This is a genomic window from Sphingomonas sp. SP5 (assembly GCF_058313455.1).
Map to the genome: position 1 here is coordinate 151,072 of NZ_JBZFLF010000003.1, position 16,451 is coordinate 167,522.

23 protein-coding genes are annotated in these 16,451 nt (G+C 70.0%); 4 read left to right on the forward strand and 19 right to left on the reverse strand.

Going from position 1 to position 16,451, the window contains the following annotated elements:
• Positions 1-8 precede the first annotated feature (8 nt).
• The 4 genes from purQ to AC4GY7_RS08310 all read right to left on the reverse strand — a co-directional run bounded on the left by purQ (position 9) and on the right by AC4GY7_RS08310 (position 2,714).
• On the reverse strand, positions 9-677 hold the full coding sequence (purQ, locus tag AC4GY7_RS08295; RefSeq protein ID WP_443583872.1) for a phosphoribosylformylglycinamidine synthase subunit PurQ: 669 nt from the start codon (positions 675-677) through the stop codon (positions 9-11).
• A gap of 1 nt (position 678) precedes the next feature.
• Positions 679-909 (reverse strand): phosphoribosylformylglycinamidine synthase subunit PurS, encoded by a 231-nt coding sequence (gene purS / locus AC4GY7_RS08300; protein WP_443583871.1) that lies wholly within the window; start codon positions 907-909, stop codon positions 679-681.
• A gap of 3 nt (positions 910-912) precedes the next feature.
• Positions 913-1,692 carry a phosphoribosylaminoimidazolesuccinocarboxamide synthase gene (gene purC / locus AC4GY7_RS08305; RefSeq protein WP_443583870.1) on the reverse strand — a complete coding sequence of 260 codons (780 nt, stop codon included), beginning with the start codon at positions 1,690-1,692 and terminating at the stop codon, positions 913-915.
• A gap of 140 nt (positions 1,693-1,832) precedes the next feature.
• Positions 1,833-2,714, reverse strand: coding sequence for a hypothetical protein (locus AC4GY7_RS08310; protein ID WP_491112944.1), 882 nt, complete (start codon positions 2,712-2,714; stop codon positions 1,833-1,835).
• Positions 2,715-2,847: 133 nt separating this feature from the next.
• Between AC4GY7_RS08310 and AC4GY7_RS08315 the strand changes: the two genes are divergently transcribed.
• Both AC4GY7_RS08315 and AC4GY7_RS08320 read left to right on the forward strand, forming a co-directional pair.
• Entirely contained in the window at positions 2,848-3,543 is a 696-nt protein-coding gene (locus AC4GY7_RS08315) for a DUF2490 domain-containing protein (RefSeq protein ID WP_491112945.1), read from the forward strand.
• Between the two features lie 55 nt (positions 3,544-3,598).
• Positions 3,599-4,054: a DUF983 domain-containing protein gene (locus AC4GY7_RS08320; RefSeq protein ID WP_491112946.1), complete on the forward strand. Its 456-nt coding sequence runs from the start codon at positions 3,599-3,601 to the stop codon at positions 4,052-4,054.
• Between the two features lie 9 nt (positions 4,055-4,063).
• Here AC4GY7_RS08320 and kynU read toward each other — a convergent pair whose 3' ends face one another.
• Genes kynU through AC4GY7_RS08350 form a run of 6 tightly spaced genes read right to left on the reverse strand, consistent with a single transcriptional unit; the run spans position 4,064 to position 9,375 of the window.
• Complete coding sequence (gene kynU / locus AC4GY7_RS08325) at positions 4,064-5,281, reverse strand: kynureninase (protein WP_491112947.1); 1,218 nt, start codon at positions 5,279-5,281, stop codon at positions 4,064-4,066.
• Positions 5,278-6,108, reverse strand: a complete 831-nt coding sequence (locus AC4GY7_RS08330) for an alpha/beta hydrolase (protein ID WP_491112948.1) — start codon at positions 6,106-6,108, stop codon at positions 5,278-5,280. The genes kynU and AC4GY7_RS08330 overlap by 4 nt, the downstream gene beginning before the upstream one ends.
• Positions 6,105-6,695, reverse strand: a complete 591-nt coding sequence (locus AC4GY7_RS08335; RefSeq protein WP_491112949.1) for an FMN-binding negative transcriptional regulator — start codon at positions 6,693-6,695, stop codon at positions 6,105-6,107. The genes AC4GY7_RS08330 and AC4GY7_RS08335 overlap by 4 nt, the downstream gene beginning before the upstream one ends.
• The gene (locus AC4GY7_RS08340; RefSeq protein ID WP_491112950.1) at positions 6,695-7,867 is read right to left on the reverse strand and encodes an RluA family pseudouridine synthase; all 1,173 of its coding nucleotides are present in this window, start codon (positions 7,865-7,867) and stop codon (positions 6,695-6,697) included. Before AC4GY7_RS08340 ends, AC4GY7_RS08335 begins: the two co-directional genes overlap by 1 nt.
• Complete coding sequence (gene crcB / locus AC4GY7_RS08345; RefSeq protein WP_491112951.1) at positions 7,864-8,244, reverse strand: fluoride efflux transporter CrcB; 381 nt, start codon at positions 8,242-8,244, stop codon at positions 7,864-7,866. Before crcB ends, AC4GY7_RS08340 begins: the two co-directional genes overlap by 4 nt.
• A gap of 54 nt (positions 8,245-8,298) precedes the next feature.
• Complete coding sequence (locus AC4GY7_RS08350; protein WP_491112952.1) at positions 8,299-9,375, reverse strand: extracellular catalytic domain type 1 short-chain-length polyhydroxyalkanoate depolymerase; 1,077 nt, start codon at positions 9,373-9,375, stop codon at positions 8,299-8,301.
• Between the two features lie 175 nt (positions 9,376-9,550).
• Here AC4GY7_RS08350 and AC4GY7_RS08355 point away from each other — a divergent pair, with 175 nt between their 5' ends.
• Positions 9,551-10,549, forward strand: coding sequence for a patatin-like phospholipase family protein (locus AC4GY7_RS08355; RefSeq protein ID WP_491112953.1), 999 nt, complete (start codon positions 9,551-9,553; stop codon positions 10,547-10,549).
• A gap of 6 nt (positions 10,550-10,555) precedes the next feature.
• Here AC4GY7_RS08355 and AC4GY7_RS08360 read toward each other — a convergent pair whose 3' ends face one another.
• On the reverse strand, positions 10,556-11,275 hold the full coding sequence (locus AC4GY7_RS08360) for a hypothetical protein (protein WP_491112954.1): 720 nt from the start codon (positions 11,273-11,275) through the stop codon (positions 10,556-10,558).
• A gap of 122 nt (positions 11,276-11,397) precedes the next feature.
• On the opposite strand from AC4GY7_RS08360, the gene AC4GY7_RS08365 reads away from it, so the two are divergent.
• On the forward strand, positions 11,398-11,631 hold the full coding sequence (locus AC4GY7_RS08365) for a hypothetical protein (RefSeq protein WP_491112955.1): 234 nt from the start codon (positions 11,398-11,400) through the stop codon (positions 11,629-11,631).
• Between the two features lie 46 nt (positions 11,632-11,677).
• Here AC4GY7_RS08365 and AC4GY7_RS08370 read toward each other — a convergent pair whose 3' ends face one another.
• The 8 genes from AC4GY7_RS08370 to AC4GY7_RS08405 all read right to left on the reverse strand — a co-directional run bounded on the left by AC4GY7_RS08370 (position 11,678) and on the right by AC4GY7_RS08405 (position 16,254).
• Positions 11,678-12,268, reverse strand: a complete 591-nt coding sequence (locus tag AC4GY7_RS08370; protein WP_491112956.1) for a glycine zipper 2TM domain-containing protein — start codon at positions 12,266-12,268, stop codon at positions 11,678-11,680.
• 104 nt (positions 12,269-12,372) lie between these two features.
• Complete coding sequence (locus AC4GY7_RS08375) at positions 12,373-12,798, reverse strand: OsmC family protein (protein WP_443583856.1); 426 nt, start codon at positions 12,796-12,798, stop codon at positions 12,373-12,375.
• A 92-nt stretch (positions 12,799-12,890) separates the two neighbouring features.
• Positions 12,891-13,196, reverse strand: a complete 306-nt coding sequence (locus AC4GY7_RS08380) for a glycine zipper 2TM domain-containing protein (RefSeq protein ID WP_443583855.1) — start codon at positions 13,194-13,196, stop codon at positions 12,891-12,893.
• A gap of 84 nt (positions 13,197-13,280) precedes the next feature.
• Positions 13,281-13,433, reverse strand: a complete 153-nt coding sequence (locus AC4GY7_RS08385; protein WP_491112957.1) for a hypothetical protein — start codon at positions 13,431-13,433, stop codon at positions 13,281-13,283.
• 429 nt (positions 13,434-13,862) lie between these two features.
• Complete coding sequence (locus AC4GY7_RS08390; RefSeq protein ID WP_443583853.1) at positions 13,863-14,177, reverse strand: 5'-nucleotidase; 315 nt, start codon at positions 14,175-14,177, stop codon at positions 13,863-13,865.
• Positions 14,178-14,239: 62 nt separating this feature from the next.
• The gene (locus tag AC4GY7_RS08395) at positions 14,240-14,842 is read right to left on the reverse strand and encodes a TIGR02466 family protein (RefSeq protein WP_491112958.1); all 603 of its coding nucleotides are present in this window, start codon (positions 14,840-14,842) and stop codon (positions 14,240-14,242) included.
• A complete protein-coding gene (gene pth / locus AC4GY7_RS08400; protein ID WP_443583851.1) occupies positions 14,839-15,408 on the reverse strand; it encodes an aminoacyl-tRNA hydrolase in 570 nt (189 codons plus the stop codon). Before pth ends, AC4GY7_RS08395 begins: the two co-directional genes overlap by 4 nt.
• A gap of 198 nt (positions 15,409-15,606) precedes the next feature.
• A complete protein-coding gene (locus AC4GY7_RS08405) occupies positions 15,607-16,254 on the reverse strand; it encodes a 50S ribosomal protein L25/general stress protein Ctc (RefSeq protein ID WP_491112959.1) in 648 nt (215 codons plus the stop codon).
• Positions 16,255-16,451: the final 197 nt, after the last annotated feature.

Here is a 16,451-nt window from a genome sequence, read left to right on the forward strand (position 1 = left end):
CGGGGCGCTCAGGCCCCGATCGTCTCCAGCACGCCCTCGAACAGGCGGCGCCCGTCGGTGCCGCCGTGTGCGCCCTCGATCTTGCGTTCGGGGTGCGGCATCATGCCGAGCACGTTGCCCGCCGCATTGAGCACGCCGGCGATATCGCGCGCCGACCCGTTCACCGCCTCGCCATAGCGGAAGGCGACGCGGCCTTCGCCTTCGAGCCGGTCGAGCGTGTCGGCATCGGCGAAGTAATTGCCGTCGTGGTGCGCCACCGGCACGCGGATCGTCTCGCCGGCGTCATAGCGGCTGGTGAACGCCGTCTGCGCATTGGCGACGGTGAGCGCGACGTCGCGACAGACGAAGTCGAGTCCCGCATTGCGCATCAGCGCGCCCGGCAGCAGTCCGGCTTCGGTCAGCACCTGAAATCCGTTGCAGACGCCGAGCACGGGCAGGCCGCGCCCGGCCTGTTCCACCACCGCCTGCATGATCGGCGATCGTGCGGCGATCGCGCCGGAGCGCAGGTAATCGCCATAGGAGAAGCCACCCGGCACCGCGACCAGACCGACGCCGTCGGGCAGCGCGGTGTCGCCGTGCCACACCATATCCGGCCGGGTGCCGGTCACCGCCTCCAGCGCGACGGCCAGGTCGCGGTCGCAGTTCGATCCCGGAAAGACGATGACGGCGGTCTTCATCTTACGCGCGCTCCACCCGGAAGTTCTCGATCACCGTATTGGCCAGCAACTGGCGGCACATGCCGTCGATCGCCTCGTCGGTGGTCGTGTCGGCGACCTCCAGCTCGAACATCTTGCCCGCGCGCACGTCCTCGACGCCGGCGAAGCCGAGGCTGCCGAGCGCGTGGTGGATGGCGCGGCCCTGCGGGTCGAGCACGCCGGGCTTCAGGGTGACGAAGATACGCAGTTTCATGGCTTACTTACCCCGCCGCTTGCGGTGCGAATCGAGATCGAGCACGGCGCTGTCCTCGCCCTCGGGCAGCAGGCCGAGCCGGCGCGCGACCTCCTGATAGGCCTCGGCCTCTCCGCCCAGATCGCGGCGGAAGCGGTCCTTGTCGAGCTTCTCGTTGGAATTCATGTCCCACAGGCGGCAGCCGTCGGGGCTGATCTCGTCCGCCAGGATGATCCGGCCGTAATCGTTGTCCCAGATCCGGCCGAACTCCAGCTTGAAGTCGACCAGGCGGATGCCGATCCCGGCGAACAGGCCGGTGAGGAAATCGTTCACGCGGATGGCGAGGTCGGCGATGTCGTGCATCTCCTCCTGGCTCGCCCAGCCGAAGGCGGCGATATGCTCGTCGGAGATCATCGGATCGCCGAGCGCATCGTCTTTGTAATAATATTCGATGATCGTGCGCGGCAGCTTGACGCCTTCCTCGATGCCGAGGCGCTTGGAGAGCGAACCCGCCGCGACGTTGCGCACCACGACCTCGATCGGCACGATCTCGACCTGGCGGATCAGCTGTTCGCGCATGTTGAGGCGGCGGATGAAGTGCGTCGGCACGCCAATCGCATCGAGCAGGGTGAAGACATGCTCGCTGATGCGGTTGTTGAGCACGCCCTTGCCGTTGATCGTGCCCTTTTTCTGGGCGTTGAAGGCGGTGGCGTCGTCCTTGAAATACTGGATCAGCGTGCCGGGTTCGGGACCCTCGTACAGGATCTTGGCCTTGCCCTCATAGATCTGGCGGCGGCGAGCCATGCGCGACTTCCCCTGAAAAGAGCAGCCCCGGCGGCGCGAGGGTTTCGCGGGCCGGGGCCGGATTGGCCGGGCCTATAGGGGAAGGGGGGCAGGCGCGCAATCTTTGGCGGCGTGCCTGCGCCCATGTGCATACCAGTGCGTTACGACTCGCCGTCCCCGCCACGCCAGCGGCCGACCGGGCCGCGCATGCGGCGCCAGAGGAGCAGGCCGACGACGATCACGATCGCCGGCGGGCCGAAGATCGCGATCAGTCCGAGCAGCACGGCGAGCGTCACCTGGGCGGACACCACCATCGTATCGAGCGCGCTGGTCAGCGGCGCACTGGTATCGAACCCGCGCACGGTGTCGCCGGATTCGTACACGAACTCCATCGGCGTGGTGGCAAGGCTGGCGCGGGCCTCCTCCGCCTGGGCGGTGGCGACCTGGACGGCGTTGGCGGCGGCGATGCGGCGGCTCTGGAGTTCGGCGCGCTCGTCCGTGCCTTGACCGGACGCGGCAAGTCTTCGGTCCGCGTCCCGTTCGGCGGCGGCGGCCTTGCGCGCGGCGGCGTTGGCGCGGGTGATCGCCTCCGCCGCATCGGTGCCGGTGATCGTGGCATCGGCAAGGCTGCCCTTGGCGGCTGCCACCAGGTCGATACCGCGCTTGCCGAATGCGCGGGCGATGGTCGGATCGAGCTTGAACAGCAGCCGCCCGCGAATGTCGTTCTCGCCGACGACGCGATAGTCCATGCCGGTGATGCGGCAGCGCGCGATGCCAAGCTTTTCACAGGCTTGGGCATGCGCCTCCTGCGTGGCGGTGATCGCCCGCGGCGGCAGGCGGAAGCCGTAATGATAGGTGAAGGCGACGCCGGGCGCCGCCGTCACCGCGACGCCCGGCGCACCCACGGTGTCGCCGGTGTCGGCCAGGGTTTCGACACTGTTGTGATTGCCGCTCGCGAACGGGGCGGAGTTTTCCGCATCGGGTGCCTTGCTGCATCCGCCGATCGCCAGCGTGATGCAAATTGTCGCCAACACCTTCCGCATGGCATCTCCCTCCCCACGTTTCGATACACCATCCGCTCGGTAGGATTTGCCGTCAAGCCAGCCTCGCTGACCGACACCGGTGCCGTATCGGCCCGAGGTGACAGCGGCCCCGTCACGCATTAGCAGCGATGCCATGTCACGCCGCCGCCTTGCCTGCGCCATCGCCCTGCCGCTCGCGTCCGCCGCCGCGCCGGCCTGTGCGCAGCAGCAGGATGCGCAGCTCTGGACGCAGATCAACACCAACGTGCCGGTCGCCGATGGCGTGCGCGTGACGCTGGAACAGATCGCGCGGTTCAGCGATCGGCAGGATGGCCTGTACCAGAGCGAATTCGGCGTGCTGCTGGGACTGCGTGTGGCAAAGGGCGTCGAGCTGGGCGGGGGCTATCGCAAGGTCGGCGCGCACAACGGCAATAGCGGCGCGAACGAGGACCGTCTGCGCCAGCAGGTGGTGGCGACCTTCGGCCGTTTCTCCACGCGGTTCCGGATCGACGAACGCTTCAATCCGCGTGGGCCCGAGATCGGCGTGCGCATCCGTCCGCTGGTCCGCTACAACTACCCGCTGGGCTCGCGCGGCGTCGCGCTGTTCGCCAGCCACGAAAGCTTCTTCCTGCCCAACACGACGCGCTGGGGGCAGCGCAGCGGGTATGAGCGGATGCGCAACATCGCCGGGGTGATGGTGCCGATCGGCCGCGAGATGAACCTCGACATCGGCTACCTCAACCAGTTCCGGCCCGGCCGCAGCCATGCGCGCGCGCAGATGGACCATGCGCTGACCCTGCAGCTGACCATCAACCTGCACGATCTCGACCTGCCGCTGCTGCACGACTGACGGGCGGGACAATTTGTCCCATCGTATCGGCGGCGCATGCGCCTATGTCTTTGTCATGCAAACGGATGATGCCGATCCCACGACGCCGCTGGACGGCAAGGCCAAGGTCCGCTGGATCCTGCGCTGCGGGTGGAAGGGGCTGTGCCCGCGCTGCGGCGAGGGGCGCATGTTCAAATCGTGGCTGAAGATCGTCGATCGTTGCGACCGGTGCGGCCTGGACTACCGATTCGCCGCGCCGGATGACGGCCCGGCGTTCTTCTCGCTCTGCATCATCGCGCTGCCGCTGATCGCCTTCGTCGTGTGGGTGCAGGTGGCGTTCGACCCGCCGGCCTGGGTGCATCTCGTCACGTCGGTGCCGTTCATGGCGGCGGGGACGCTGCTGCCGCTCCGGCCGTTGAAGGGCTGGCTGGTCGCCTCGCAATTCGTCAATCGCGCGCAGGAGGCGGGGACGCAGCAGCTCTGGGCACAGCTGCACGGCACCCGCGCCGACCAGAACGACTTCGACCAGTAATCCCGCCGCTCACGTCACCGCGTTGCGGGTGGCGAATGCCGGATCGCGCCACGCCTCGGTCGCGATCACCTCGCGCAGCTGCTCGCCGGCGCGCCATACGTCCTCGTGGCTGAGGTAGAGCGGCGTCAGGCCGAGGCGGATCACGTCGGGTGCGCGAAAATCGCCGATCACGCCGCGGGCGATCAGCGCCTGCGTCACCTCGTAGGCGCAGGGGTGGCGAAAACTGATATGGCTGCCGCGCCGCGCCGGGTCGACCGGCGTGACGCAGGGCAGCCCGGCGGCATCGCCTGCGGCGGCCAGGATGGCGAACAGGCTGGCGCTCTTGGCGGTAAGGGCCGCCATGTCGACCGCGTCCCAGATCGCCAGCGCCGCCTCCAGGCTCGCCATGCCGAGGATCGGCGGCGTGCCGACCAGCCATCGCTTCATGCCCGCCGCGGGCCGGTAGCCGTCCTGGAAGGCGAAGGGTTCGGCATGCCCCATCCAGCCGCTCACCGGATTGGCGAGCGCATCCTGCCACCGCTCGGCGACATAGAGGAAGGCGGGCGCGCCAGGCCCGCCGTTGAGATACTTATAGGTGCACCCGACCGCGAGGTCGGCACCGGCGGCGGTGACGTCGATCGGCACCGCGCCGACGCTATGGCTGAAATCCCACAGCATCAGCGCCCCCGCCGCCTCCGCGCGTGCCGTCCATTCGGCCAGGTCGAAGCGTTCGGCGGTCTTGTAATGGACATGGGTGAGCAGGAGGACGGCGGTATCGGCGTCCAGCGCACCGGCGAGTTCGTCCCGCGCCACCACCTTCAGCCGGGCACCGGGAACGCAGCCGACCGCCCCTTCGGCGACATGCAGGTCGGTCGGGAAATTCCCCGCCTCGCTGACGATGGTGCGGCGGGCGGGATCGCGGCGCAGCGCGGCGACCAGCGCCTTGAACAGATGCGCCGAGGTGGTGTCGCCGACGATCACCTCGTGCGGGGCGGCGCCGATCAGCGGCGCGATGCGCGCGCCCAGCCGCTGCGGCGCGTCGATCCAGCCTTCGTTCCAGCTGCGGATCAGCCGCTCGCCCCATTGGCGCTCTGCCGTATCGGCGAGCGCCGGCGCGACCGCACGGGGCAGCGCGCCGAGCGAATTGCCGTCGAGATAGATGATGCCTTCGGGCAGCGCGAAGCGGTCGCGGAAGCCGGCGAGCGGATCGGCGCGGTCGAGGGCGCGGGCGTGGTCGAGCGTGGTCATGGCAGGGTGTGGCGCAGCGCGGCGGCGATGAGGCGGCGCGCTGTGGCCCAGGCGGGCGTCTCCGGCGCGATCAGCTCGACATGGCCGGTGTCGGCGACCGTGTGCAGCCGGGCCACGTCACCCGCGGCGGTGGCGCGCGCGACATGGTCGGTGGCGAAGCGATAGGGTACGATGCGATCCTCGCGGCCGTTGACCAGATCCTGCGGCACGCCGAGCGGCAACAGGCGCGGAACCGAAGTGTCGGCGAACGGATCGGCCCGGCCCGCATCGACCAGCCGCGCGATCACCTCCGTACCGCAACCGTTGTCGGGACTGGCGGCGACCGCCTCCAGATCGGGGAGGCCGCCCAGGCTGACGACATGGGCGATCGGCAGCGGATCGTCGGCACGCAACGGGCTGTCGACCGGCAGGCGCGGCCGCGCGGCGAGCCACAGCGCCAGATGGCCACCCGCCGAATGACCCACGGCGACGATGCGGCCAAGGTCCAGCCCGGCGCCGTGCAGCCGCAGCGCGTCGGCGGCGGCGGCCACGTCACAAAAGGTGCCGGGATAGCCGCCGCCGGTCCGATCGACGCCGCGATAATCGATGTTCCACACCGCGATACCGTTGTCGCGCAGGTCGGCCGCCACCCAGTCCATCAGCCGCCGGTCGGCGATATCCGACTGCCAGCAGCCGCCGTGGACCATCGCCACCACGGGATGCGGCCCTGTTCCCGCCGGACGCCACAGGTCGACACACTGGAGCGGCGCGTCGCCATAGGCGAAGGTCGCATCCGCCATCGGCCGCGGCCGGCCGGTAAGGTCGGGCCAGGCGAGCGGCGTCGTCATCCGTCCGCCATGCGATCGGCGAGCGCGGCCTTGTCGCTGCGGAGAAAACCGGCGATCACGCCGGCGCGATCGGCGGCGGTCTTGTTCTGGCTGAGCTTGGTCGTCTCGCGCACCGCCGTCACGGTGACCTCGAACCCGCGGATGCCGGTCAGCATGCGGGCGAACACGCCGGCATCCATCTTGGCGCGGGTCCAGGGGTTGTCGCGCGGCTCGTGCACCGCCGCCAGCCGGTCGAGCTGTTCGGTCAGTGCCGCGTCATCGATCGCGCGGGCGATGCCATCGCATTCGATCGTGACGAAATTCCAGGTCGGCACCTGGTCGCCCGGCGGCGCATACCAATTCGCGCTGACATATCCGTCGATCTCGGCCAGGCTGACCAGCACGGCCGCGCCGTCGAGGTGCGGCGCGATCCGGTTGGCACGCGCGACGTGGAAGCGGAGGGCGGCGCCGTGCAGCGTCACCGGCGCATGCACCACCATCGGGCCAGCAGGCGTCGCGGCGAAGACATGCGCGAAGCCGATCCGCTCGGCGCGGGCGAGCAGGTCGGCCTCCGCCGCGCCGGATCGGAACGCCGGGCTGGGGTGCATCAGCTCTTCCGGCCGCCGCCCTTGCCGCCGCGGCCCCCCGTGCCGCTACCACCTGCGTCCGGGCCGCCACGGCGGCGCCGCTCGCCGCGCTGCTCCTTGCGCATCGTCTTGGCATGCGCCTTGGCGCGCTGCTTCAGCACGGACTTGGGCGGCGGGCCCTTCTTGGTCTCTTCCAGCGGCAGCGCGTCGCCCTGCGCCTCCTCGAAGCCGAGGCTGGCGAGGCTCTCGGCGAAATGCGTCGGCAGGCTCGCCGTTTCATCGATGCTGCCGCCATCGGGATGGTCGACGCGGATGCGGCGGGCGTGGAGATGCATCTTGCGGCTGATCCCGCCGGTCAGGAACGCCGCGGCCCCACCGTATTTGCCGTCGCCGACGATCGGATGGCCGATCGCCGCCATATGGACGCGCAGCTGGTGCGTGCGACCGGTGAAGGGTTGCAGCTCGACCCAGGCGCAGCGGTTGCCGGCCCGCTCGATGACGCGATAACGGCTACGCGCCGCCTGGCCGTTTTCCTCGTCGACGTGCATCTTCTCGCCGCCGGTGCCGGGCTGCTTGGCGATGGGCAGGTCGACCATGCCGTCGTCGATCGAGGGCACGCCGACGACCAGCGCCCAATAGACCTTTCGCGCCGTGCGGCCGGAGAAGGCCTTGGCGAAGAAGGCGGCGGCGCGGCTGGTGCGCGCGACCAGCAGCGCACCCGAGGTATCCTTGTCGAGGCGGTGGACCAGCTTCGGCCGCCCCTCGGCGTCATATTGCAGCGCGTCGAGCAGGCCGTCGACATGTTCGGCGGTCTTGGTGCCGCCCTGCGTCGCGAGGCCCGGCGGCTTGTTGAGGACGAGCGCCTGCAGGTCCTTGTGGATCACCATTTCGCGCGCGAAGGCGATCTGGTCCTCGCTCAGCGGCGTCCGCTCGCGCTTGGGCCGCGCGACGACGGCGCCCGCCTCGTCCTTCACCTCGGGCTCGGGCGGCGGCACGCGCAGCGTCTGGCCCGCCTTGATCCGGTCGCCGGGCGTGGCGCGCGCGCCGTCGACGCGCAGCTGGCCGGTGCGCGCCCATTTGGCGACTGTGGTGAAGCTGGTGTCGGGCAGGTGCCGTTTGAACCAGCGATCGAGGCGGATGCCATCGTCGTCGTAACCGACCGCGAATTGGCGGATGCCGGGGGTCTCGCTCATGCCGCCGCTCCCAGGCTGCGCGTCAGCCACAGGCCGGCGAACAGCGCCAGCACCGACCCCAGCACGGACAGCAGCGCATAGCCCAGCGCCGCGCCCGCCGCGCCGCGTTCGATCATCGTGACGACGTCCAGGCTGAACGAGGAGAACGTGGTAAAGCCGCCGAGCACGCCGATGCCGAGCAGCAGCCGCCACGATTCGGCCGCGCCGGTGCGGGCGAGCACGCCGACGAGCACGCCCATCAGCGCTCCGCCGATCAGGTTGACGGCCAGCGTGCCGAACGGAAATTCCGGACCCAGCAGCGCCAGCGCGGCACGCCCGGTGAGATAGCGCGCGCCGGACCCGAAGGCCCCGCCGACCATGACGAAAACGAGAGGCATGGCCACTGCCCTACCGCAAGATGCGGGCAAGGGAAATGCGGGAGAGGGCAGGGATCAGCGCAGCAGCCCCGCCGCCCGCAGCGCCTCGTTGATGACGGCCGCCGGCGATGAGTCCGCATGAGGCGGCGCAGGCGTCGGCGCCGCAGCGGGCGTGTCGGGCCGGTCGGCGAGCGCGGGCGCGATGCCCCAGAAGGCGGCGATCCGCCGCGTCGACGACAGGCCGACGTCCAGCATGAAGGCACTGGCCTCGCCACATGCCTCGGCGCCCGTCGCGGCGATCGGCGTGCCATGGCCCATGCCGATGACACGATGATCCTCCAGCACCGCCCGGCCCGCCGTGTCCCGCCACGTCCGGTGCGGGTGGCCGGCGACGCGATCGTGCTGCGCCGCTCCCTCCGCCAGCCCGTGCAGGCCGCGCCATTGCGCCAGCAGCGCCTCGGCATTGGCGGGATGCACCGTTGCGTCGGCATCGCCGTGCCACACCGACAGGATCGGCCAGGCGCCGCGATGCGCCGATGCGCCGGTCACCCGCCGTGCCAGCGCCGCCGCATCCGGAACGCCATGGCCGCGCATCCGGTCGAGCGCCTGCGCGACGCCGCTGGCCGTGCCATAGGGCAGGCCGCCGATGATCGCGCCGCCCGCGAACACTTCGGGATAGGTCGCCAGCATCACCGCGGCCATCGCACCGCCCGCCGACAGGCCGGTCACGAAGATGCGCGCCGGATCAACATCCTGCGCCGCGACGACCGCGGCGATCATCGCCGCGATCGACTGCGCCTCGCCTTGCCCGCGCGCCATGTCCTCGGGCGCGAACCAGTTGAAGCAAAGGTTGGGATTGTTCGCCCGCCGCTGCTCGGCGAACAGCAGCACGAACCCCGCCTCGTCGGCGAGCCGCGACCAGCCCGATCCCTGATCGTAGCCCGCCGCCGTCTGCGTGCAGCCGTGCAGCACCACGACCAGCGCCGGCCGCGGCGCGCATCGCGCCGGCACGTACAACCGCGCGCGCAGGTTGCCGGGGTTGGGCGCGAAGTCGGTGAGGTCGTGCAACCGGTCGACCGTGGCCGCGCCCTGCGGCTCCGCCGGCCCCCGTGCCGCCACCAGCCGGCTAATCGTATCAGACAGACGTCGCATGCGCGCACTCCCGAAGGCAGGCCGAAAGAAGGCAGGATTGCCGCCAGACGTGTAATGCTGCGATGCACAATATGGCGTCTGCCCCGCGAATGACAAGCGAACGCGTGGCCGCTGCGATGTGCCGACATCCCCTTGGTTGCGTGGGACCTTTCGCTCTTTGCTGCGTTGCGACACGATGGCTGACCCGTCTTTCCGTCTCGCGCTGGTGCTCGCCGGCGGCAATGCGCTCGGCAGCTATCAGGCCGGCGTGTACGAGGCGCTCCACGGCCACGGGCTGGAGCCGGACTGGATCGTCGGCACGTCGGTCGGCGCGATCAACGGCGCGGTGATCGCCGGCAACGCGCCCGGCGCACGGATCGGCGCCTTGCACGACCTGTGGCGCCCGGCGGCGGTGGACGCGGGCTGGCCCTCTGCGGCGGAGACATGGCGCCGGACGCTCGCGGTGCAGCACGCCGCGCTCGCCGGGCGACCCGGCTGGTTCGACCCGGTCGGGCCGCTGGGATCGTGGTGGCGCCCCGATGCCGATGCCGCCGCACCCGCATTGTTCGATCAGGCGCCGCTCGCCGGGACGCTGGCGCGCCTCGTCGACTGGCAGCGGCTGAACGACGGCGCGATCCGCTACGCTGCGCTGGCCGTCGACATGGCCGACGGCAGCGACCGATTGTTCGACACGCATCGCGAACGCGTTTCCGCCCTCCACGTTCGCGCCAGCGGCGCGCTGCCGCCGGTCTTTCCGCCGGTATCGGTCGACGGGCGGATGCTCGCCGATGGCGGCCTGTCGGCGAACCTGCCGCTCGATCCCGTGCTGGGCGAGGCGGACGCTCCGCCGACCCTCTGCATCGCCGTCGACCTGCTGCCACTCGCCGCGCCGCTGCCGACGACGCTCGGCGAGACGATGGCGCGGGCGCAGGACCTGTCCTTCGCCATCCAGTCGCGGCGCACGATCGCACGCTGGCAGCACGCCTATCGCGTCGGCGCGCCGCCCGGCGGCGGGGTGGCGCTCGCCTGCCTCGCTTATGCCGACCAGCACTCCGAGGTGGCGGGCAAGGCGCTCGACTTCTCGCCCGAATCGGTCGCGCACCGCTGGCGGGCCGGCATCGCCGACGGCCATGCGCTGGCGGAGCGGATCGCAGCCGGCATCGCGATCACCCCCGGCGCGCTGACGATGCTGTGAGCAGGCTCAACGGACGAGCAGGTCGACGTCGCTGCCGCCGCCGGCCGCCGGCGTGACATAGACGACATAGGCCGCATCGCCCCGCGTTCCGCCCAGCACATGCTGCGCGCCGGCGGCCTGATGCTCGGCGGAATAGCCGGCGCGGGTGACGCGGGCATTGTACCAGTCGAGGATACGCCCGACCGGCGCGGCGCTGGCGAAGCTCACCACGCGCAGCCCGCAGGCCTCGTTGCCGGCCGCCTCCCGCACGCGCGCGTCGGGATAGAGCGGCACGTCGGCCGGCAGCCGGTTGGCCCAGGCCGCGGCATAGGTGACGCGCGCGGCGCAGGCGCCCGCATCGGTCTGGCGCGCGGCGAGTTCGCCCAGCGTCAGCGCACCCGCCGCCTTGCGGCATTCCCGGCAATCGCCCCGCGCCGGCGGCACGGCCTTGAGGTCGGCGGCCTGCACCCCATCGGGATGCGGCACCACCGGCTCGGGCGGAGCGGAAAGCGGATCGGGCCGGCTGGGTGGCCGGACGACGTTGGTGTTGGCGCTTTGGGTCAGCGCCGGATCGACCATGATCTGGTCGTGCAGCGCGGCGGTGAGCGCAGGGTCGCGCCGGTTGCCGCCTGCGTCCGCGGTCAGTTCCTTATCGAGGGTGTCGAGGTCCTGCTGCGGCGCCGGCTGCTTGTCGCACGCGGCGAGCAGGGCGAGCGGCAGGAGAAGGAGGGCACGATTCGCTGACACGCCACCGCCATGCCGCAGCAGGCGTTAAGCGGCCATCGGCCATCGTGGTTAACCCGGGGCATGTGGTCCCCCGGCTGTTCCAAAAGGAGACGCCTCTCTTGCCGCACCGCCGGGCAGGGGCCATGTTCGCTGTCATGCTGAACATCTTTTCCATCGCGATCGGCCTCGTCACGCTGGTGCTCGGCCTGGTCGCATTCGTGCCGCTGCTCGGCTGGATGAACTGGCTGGTGATCCCGATCGGCATCGTCGGCGCCGCGGTCGGCGCGCTGTCGTCCTCGAATGGCGGCCGCAACCTCAATCTCGTGCTGATCGTGATCTTCGCAATCCGCCTCAGCCTCGGCGGCGGCATCATCTGATGCGAAAAGGCCCGGCGATGACGCCGGGCCTCCCGATCCCTTGCGGTCAGCGGCAGACCACCTGGCCGCGATCGACCGACTGGCCGAGCAGCGCGCCGCCGCCGGCACCGATCAGCGAGCCGAGCAGGCGCGATCCGCCACCGGCGATCACGTTGCCGAGCACGCCGCCGGCCAGGCCCCCGACGATCAGGCCGGTCGTGCCGTCGCTGCGCCGGCAATAATAGCGCCCGTTGCCGCCGCGATAGATGCGGTCGTTCCGCCCCAGCCGGCGGGGCTGGTAGTAGCGGCCGTCGCGATAGTAATTCTCCGCATAATAGCCACGCTGGCCCCGCGGCAGGCGGTTGTAGTCGTAGTTGCGCCACTGCCGCCAATCGTCGCGCCGGTCGCGGCGGATATCGCGCAGGTCCTCGCGCCGGTCGCGCTGCGCATCGCGGACGTTGTCACGATATTCGCGCCGCGCCTCGCGCACGTCACGCCGCGAATCGGCATCGCGCAGGTCGTCGCGATAGTCGCGCCGCGCCTCGCGCACGTCGTCGCGATATTCGCGGTTCGCCTCGCGGCGGGTGTCCTGCGCCGTCGCGGGCATCGCGGCGAGGCTGGTCGCGGCCAGGGCGATGGAAAGGATGGCGATACGCATGGTCGATGCTCCCTTGATCCAGATGAGCGTACAACCGGCATCGCCGCCTGCCGGTTGCGTGAACCGGAAACTACCTCCGGTTCATCGCACCGACAGGGGAGGGATCAGCCGAACGTCGTCTCCAGCGTGATGTCGCAGTTCAGCACCTTGGATACGGGGCAGCCGGCCTTCGCCTCGTCGGCGATGCGCTTGAATTCCGCCTCGTCCAGCCCCTCGACATGACCGGTCAGGGTGAGCGCGGAGCGCGTGATGGTGAAGCCGTCGCCATCCTTGTCCAGCGTCACCTTGGCGCTGGTCTGCAGGTCGCCCTGCTGGTGGCCGGCGCCGGCGAGCGCGAACGCCAATGCCATGGTGAAGCAGCCGGCATGCGCGGCGGCGATCAGCTCCTCGGGATTGGTGCCGGGGCCGTCCTCGAAACGGGTGCCGAAACCGTAGTTGCTGTCCTGTAGCACGCCCGACTGGGTCGAGATCTTGCCCTTGCCGTCCTTGCCCAGGCCGGCGTAGCTCGCCGAAGCGCTGCGGGTCACCATAATCGTATCTCCTGTCCGTTGCGGCCCTTATACGCGACAGGGCGCCGCGAGTTGCCTCGCGACGCCCCGTCCGGTCGAAAATCGGGCTGCGATCAGCGGCAGCGACGCTTGCCGCTGCGCTCCACCTCGCGACCGAGCAGGCCGCCGGCCACCGCGCCGCCCAGCGTGCCGAGCGTCCGGTCGCCGCGGGTGTCGATCGTACGGCCGAGCAGCGCACCGCCGACTGCGCCGACAACGGCGCCGGTCGTGCCATCGGGCTTGCGGCAGCGCAGGCGGCCGCGGTTGTCGCGCCATTCGCGATACTTGTAGCGCTGTGCGCCGGCCTGCGACACCGGCACCACCATCGTCGCCGGCACCACCATCGCCGCACAACCCATCGCGAGCATCAACTTACGCATAACAGTCTCCCGTCCTTTGAAAATTCGTGTCGGACTAACGTTGGTCAGTACGGCCGGTTGCATGAACGTCAAACAACGTTCCGTTCAGGAAACGACTGGAGGTTCCCGCCCGGTTTCCGCAGGTTGCGCCCGGCGCCGGCGATAGTGATCGGCGACCAGCGTCGCACCGAGGATGAAGCCGCCGGGGGCGAGCAGGACGACGGCGGCCAGGCCGATCTGACGAGGGGTGATACGCATGGCGCTACCCTTAGCCGCGGCAGGTGAACGCCGGCTTGCGAGGCGCGTGGCGCATGATGAGTTCACCTGTCTCGCTCAGCCCCGCGCCCATCGAAGCGCCGGGCCTCTACGGGCGACACGCTTGCGGCACAGCGCCCTTCGACAGGCTCAGGGCGAACGGATGAGGTTCGACATTCGACCGTCCGGCTTACCCCGTTTCCGTTAGCCCTGAGCCTGTCGAAGGGCGGGTCTCTGCGGGCGGCACGCTTGCGGCACGGCGCCCTTCGACAGGCTCAGGGCAAACGGTGAGGTTAGACATCCGATGTTCTGGCTCATCCCATATCCGTTAGCCCTGAGCCTGTCGAAGGGCGGGTTTCTACGGGCCGCACACGCGCCGCACAGCGCCCTGCGAAGGGCTCAGGGCGAACGGATCGGATGTGCGACTACCGGTCAGAACGGCATCTTCAACCGCAGCATCGCCCTTGGCGCACTCTGGCCATTGGGCAGGGTGCCCTGTTCGGCTTCGGCGGACAGGCCGATCCTGCCGACCCTGGTCGTCGCCCGGATCGGCTTTTCGGCGTAACGTTGCGCATCGACGGGTTTCAATCGGTCGGCGTTCCGGTCCCGCGCGCATACCACGATATCGCCGGCTTCGTCGGGCTCGCCGCATGGCGCCGATGGCGGCGCCACCTTGGGCGCGGTACGCAGTTCGGCCGGCACCGGCGGTCCCGCGACTTGAAGCGCCACCATCATCGCCAACCGCATCGCGTCGTCCTCCGCCGCCGTGCCCCGAGCGTGACGCGCGATTACGGCGGCAGTGCGGCGGGTCAGCGATAGTTGAAGCTGATGCTGATCCGCTCGCCCTTGGCCGCATTGGGCACGACCTCGTGCCGCAGCCAGCTTTCCCACAGGAAGACGCTGCCGGGCTTCGGCTCGGCATAGACGAATGTCGCATGGCTCTCGTCGGCGTGGGGCAGGCGGGTCGGTGCCGCCATCATTAGCGGCAGCCGCGGATCCTCCAGCTTCAGCGCGCCCGCGCCCGGCGGCGTCGCGACGTAGATCGTGCCGCTCACCGCGCTGTGCGGATGGATATGGCCCGAATGCGCACCGCCGGGCTTGAGGACGTTGACCCACAGGCTGTCGAGTTTCAGCCGCCGCCCGCCGAGGTCGAACGCGCAGGCCTCGGCAAAGCGCGCGACATGCTTGTTCAGCAGCCGGACGAGGTCGGCGAAGCGCGGGTCGCGCGCCGGCAGGTCGTTCAAGGAGGCGTAGGAGGTATAGCCGCGATAGCCATGCGCCTTCGACCAGGCGACGCCGGCGCGATCCTCGCGCGCGAGATCGCGGCACGCCTCCTCCAGTTCCTCCAGCAGCGTCGCATCGCCGAGGTCGTCCTCGTAGAAGCGGGTCGCGAACAGCGTACGGATGCTCATTGTGCCAGCCTCATCGCAACGTCGTTCATGAAGCGCACGTCGTCGCCCGCCGCCAGCCACGGCGCCTCCGCGCCGATCGCGCCGAGCATGTCGGCGAGCGGGTCGAGCTCCGCCTTGGCATAATTGCCGAGCACGTAGCCGGTGACGCGATCCTTGTGCCCCGGATGGCCGATGCCGATCCTGACGCGGCGGAAATCCGGCCCCAGATGCTGGTCGGTCGAGCGCAGGCCGTTATGCCCGGCGGTGCCGCCGCCGCGCTTCACCTTCACCTTGAAGGCTGCGAGGTCGAGTTCGTCGTGGAAGACGGTGAGCGCCTCGACCCCCAGCTTGTAGAAGCGCAGCGCCTCGCCGATCGCGCGGCCGCTGTCGTTCATGAAGGTGGCGGGCTTCAGCAGCAGCACCTTCTCGGTGCCGATCCGCCCCTCCTGCGTCCATCCCTGGAACTGCTTCCTGACCGGCGAGAAGCCGTGCAGGTCGGCGATCAGGTCCACCGCCATGAAGCCGACATTGTGCCGGTGCATCGCATATTGCGGCCCCGGATTGCCGAGCCCGGCCCAGATCTGCATGGCGCGTGTCCCTTCCTCGTCATCCCGGCGCACGCCGGGACCCATGGACACGATCGGCTGGCGGATCGAGTCCCATCCGCCGCCCGCATCCGTGGATCCCGACGTGCGCCGGGATGACGAGGGCGGGGCGGCCCAAACGAAAAAGGGCAGGGGAGCCTCACGCCACCCTGCCCCTTGTCCAGACGTCCGTGAAGGGGATCAGCCCTCCGCGCCGTCCTCGCTCTCGGCGGCGGCTTCGGCTGCCTGCGTCTCGGCGATCTCGGCGTCGGCCGCCTCGTCCTGCGCGGTCGGCACCGTCGGCGGCACGATCGTCGCGATCGCGAAGTCGCGGTCCTCGATCGCCGGCGTCGCGCCGTTGGGCAGCGTCACGTCGCTGATGTGGATCGAATCGCCGATCTCGCGGCCCTTCAGCGAGATGGTGATCTCCGACGGGATGTCCGCCGCGTCGACGACCAGCTCGATCTCGTGGCGGGTGATGTTGAGCACGCCGCCCTTCTTGATGCCGCGGCAATCGTCCTCGTCCGCGAACACGACCGGCACCGCGACGGTGACCGTGGTGTGCTCACCGATGCGCAGGAAATCGACGTGCACCGGACGGTCGGTGACCGGGTGGAACGCCACGTCCTTGGGCAGGGTGCGCTCGCCGCCCAGCATGATGACCGAATTCATGAAGTGACCGGTCGACAGCGCCTTCACCAGCGCCTTTTCCTCGAGATGGATCGAGGTCGGTTCCTTGTTCTGGCCGTAGATCACGGCGGGGACGCGGCCGTCACGACGCAGCGCCCGGGAGGCTCCCTTGCCAACCCGGTCGCGCGTCTCGGCTGCGAGCGTAATGGTGTCGCTCATGCAGAAAACCTTTTCGAAACGTGCTAATGTATGCTCCCGCGCCACGCCTCCAGGGATGACCATGGCCGGAAGCGGGCGCGCATAGCTGGGATAGGGGGAAAAGGCAAATCAACTCCTCCCCGGCACGGGGAGGGGGACCGTTCGGCGCAGCCGGATGGTGGAGGGGCAGCCCCAGGCGGAGGTGCTGCTTGGCTGCC

What these genes read in the sequence shown, in the direction of transcription:
- AC4GY7_RS08315 (WP_491112945.1), top strand. Translation starts at nt 2,848, where the DNA reads ATGTCACGCCGCCGCCTTGCCTGCGCCATCGCCCTGCCGCTCGCGTCC.
- AC4GY7_RS08310 (WP_491112944.1), bottom strand. Translation starts at nt 2,714, where the DNA reads ATGCGGAAGGTGTTGGCGACAATTTGCATCACGCTGGCGATCGGCGGA.
- kynU (WP_491112947.1), bottom strand. Translation starts at nt 5,281, where the DNA reads ATGACCACGCTCGACCACGCCCGCGCCCTCGACCGCGCCGATCCGCTC.
- AC4GY7_RS08395 (WP_491112958.1), bottom strand. Translation starts at nt 14,842, where the DNA reads ATGAGCATCCGTACGCTGTTCGCGACCCGCTTCTACGAGGACGACCTC.
- purS (WP_443583871.1), bottom strand. Translation starts at nt 909, where the DNA reads ATGAAACTGCGTATCTTCGTCACCCTGAAGCCCGGCGTGCTCGACCCG.
- crcB (WP_491112951.1), bottom strand. Translation starts at nt 8,244, where the DNA reads ATGCCTCTCGTTTTCGTCATGGTCGGCGGGGCCTTCGGGTCCGGCGCG.
- AC4GY7_RS08370 (WP_491112956.1), bottom strand. Translation starts at nt 12,268, where the DNA reads ATGCGTATCGCCATCCTTTCCATCGCCCTGGCCGCGACCAGCCTCGCC.
- AC4GY7_RS08390 (WP_443583853.1), bottom strand. Translation starts at nt 14,177, where the DNA reads ATGCGGTTGGCGATGATGGTGGCGCTTCAAGTCGCGGGACCGCCGGTG.
- AC4GY7_RS08355 (WP_491112953.1), top strand. Translation starts at nt 9,551, where the DNA reads ATGGCTGACCCGTCTTTCCGTCTCGCGCTGGTGCTCGCCGGCGGCAAT.
- AC4GY7_RS08375 (WP_443583856.1), bottom strand. Translation starts at nt 12,798, where the DNA reads ATGGTGACCCGCAGCGCTTCGGCGAGCTACGCCGGCCTGGGCAAGGAC.
- AC4GY7_RS08405 (WP_491112959.1), bottom strand. Translation starts at nt 16,254, where the DNA reads ATGAGCGACACCATTACGCTCGCAGCCGAGACGCGCGACCGGGTTGGC.
- AC4GY7_RS08340 (WP_491112950.1), bottom strand. Translation starts at nt 7,867, where the DNA reads ATGAGCGAGACCCCCGGCATCCGCCAATTCGCGGTCGGTTACGACGAC.
- AC4GY7_RS08335 (WP_491112949.1), bottom strand. Translation starts at nt 6,695, where the DNA reads ATGCACCCCAGCCCGGCGTTCCGATCCGGCGCGGCGGAGGCCGACCTG.
- AC4GY7_RS08330 (WP_491112948.1), bottom strand. Translation starts at nt 6,108, where the DNA reads ATGACGACGCCGCTCGCCTGGCCCGACCTTACCGGCCGGCCGCGGCCG.
- purQ (WP_443583872.1), bottom strand. Translation starts at nt 677, where the DNA reads ATGAAGACCGCCGTCATCGTCTTTCCGGGATCGAACTGCGACCGCGAC.
- pth (WP_443583851.1), bottom strand. Translation starts at nt 15,408, where the DNA reads ATGCAGATCTGGGCCGGGCTCGGCAATCCGGGGCCGCAATATGCGATG.
- AC4GY7_RS08380 (WP_443583855.1), bottom strand. Translation starts at nt 13,196, where the DNA reads ATGCGTAAGTTGATGCTCGCGATGGGTTGTGCGGCGATGGTGGTGCCG.
- AC4GY7_RS08385 (WP_491112957.1), bottom strand. Translation starts at nt 13,433, where the DNA reads ATGCGTATCACCCCTCGTCAGATCGGCCTGGCCGCCGTCGTCCTGCTC.
- AC4GY7_RS08350 (WP_491112952.1), bottom strand. Translation starts at nt 9,375, where the DNA reads ATGCGACGTCTGTCTGATACGATTAGCCGGCTGGTGGCGGCACGGGGG.
- purC (WP_443583870.1), bottom strand. Translation starts at nt 1,692, where the DNA reads ATGGCTCGCCGCCGCCAGATCTATGAGGGCAAGGCCAAGATCCTGTAC.
- AC4GY7_RS08320 (WP_491112946.1), top strand. Translation starts at nt 3,599, where the DNA reads ATGCAAACGGATGATGCCGATCCCACGACGCCGCTGGACGGCAAGGCC.
- AC4GY7_RS08365 (WP_491112955.1), top strand. Translation starts at nt 11,398, where the DNA reads ATGTTCGCTGTCATGCTGAACATCTTTTCCATCGCGATCGGCCTCGTC.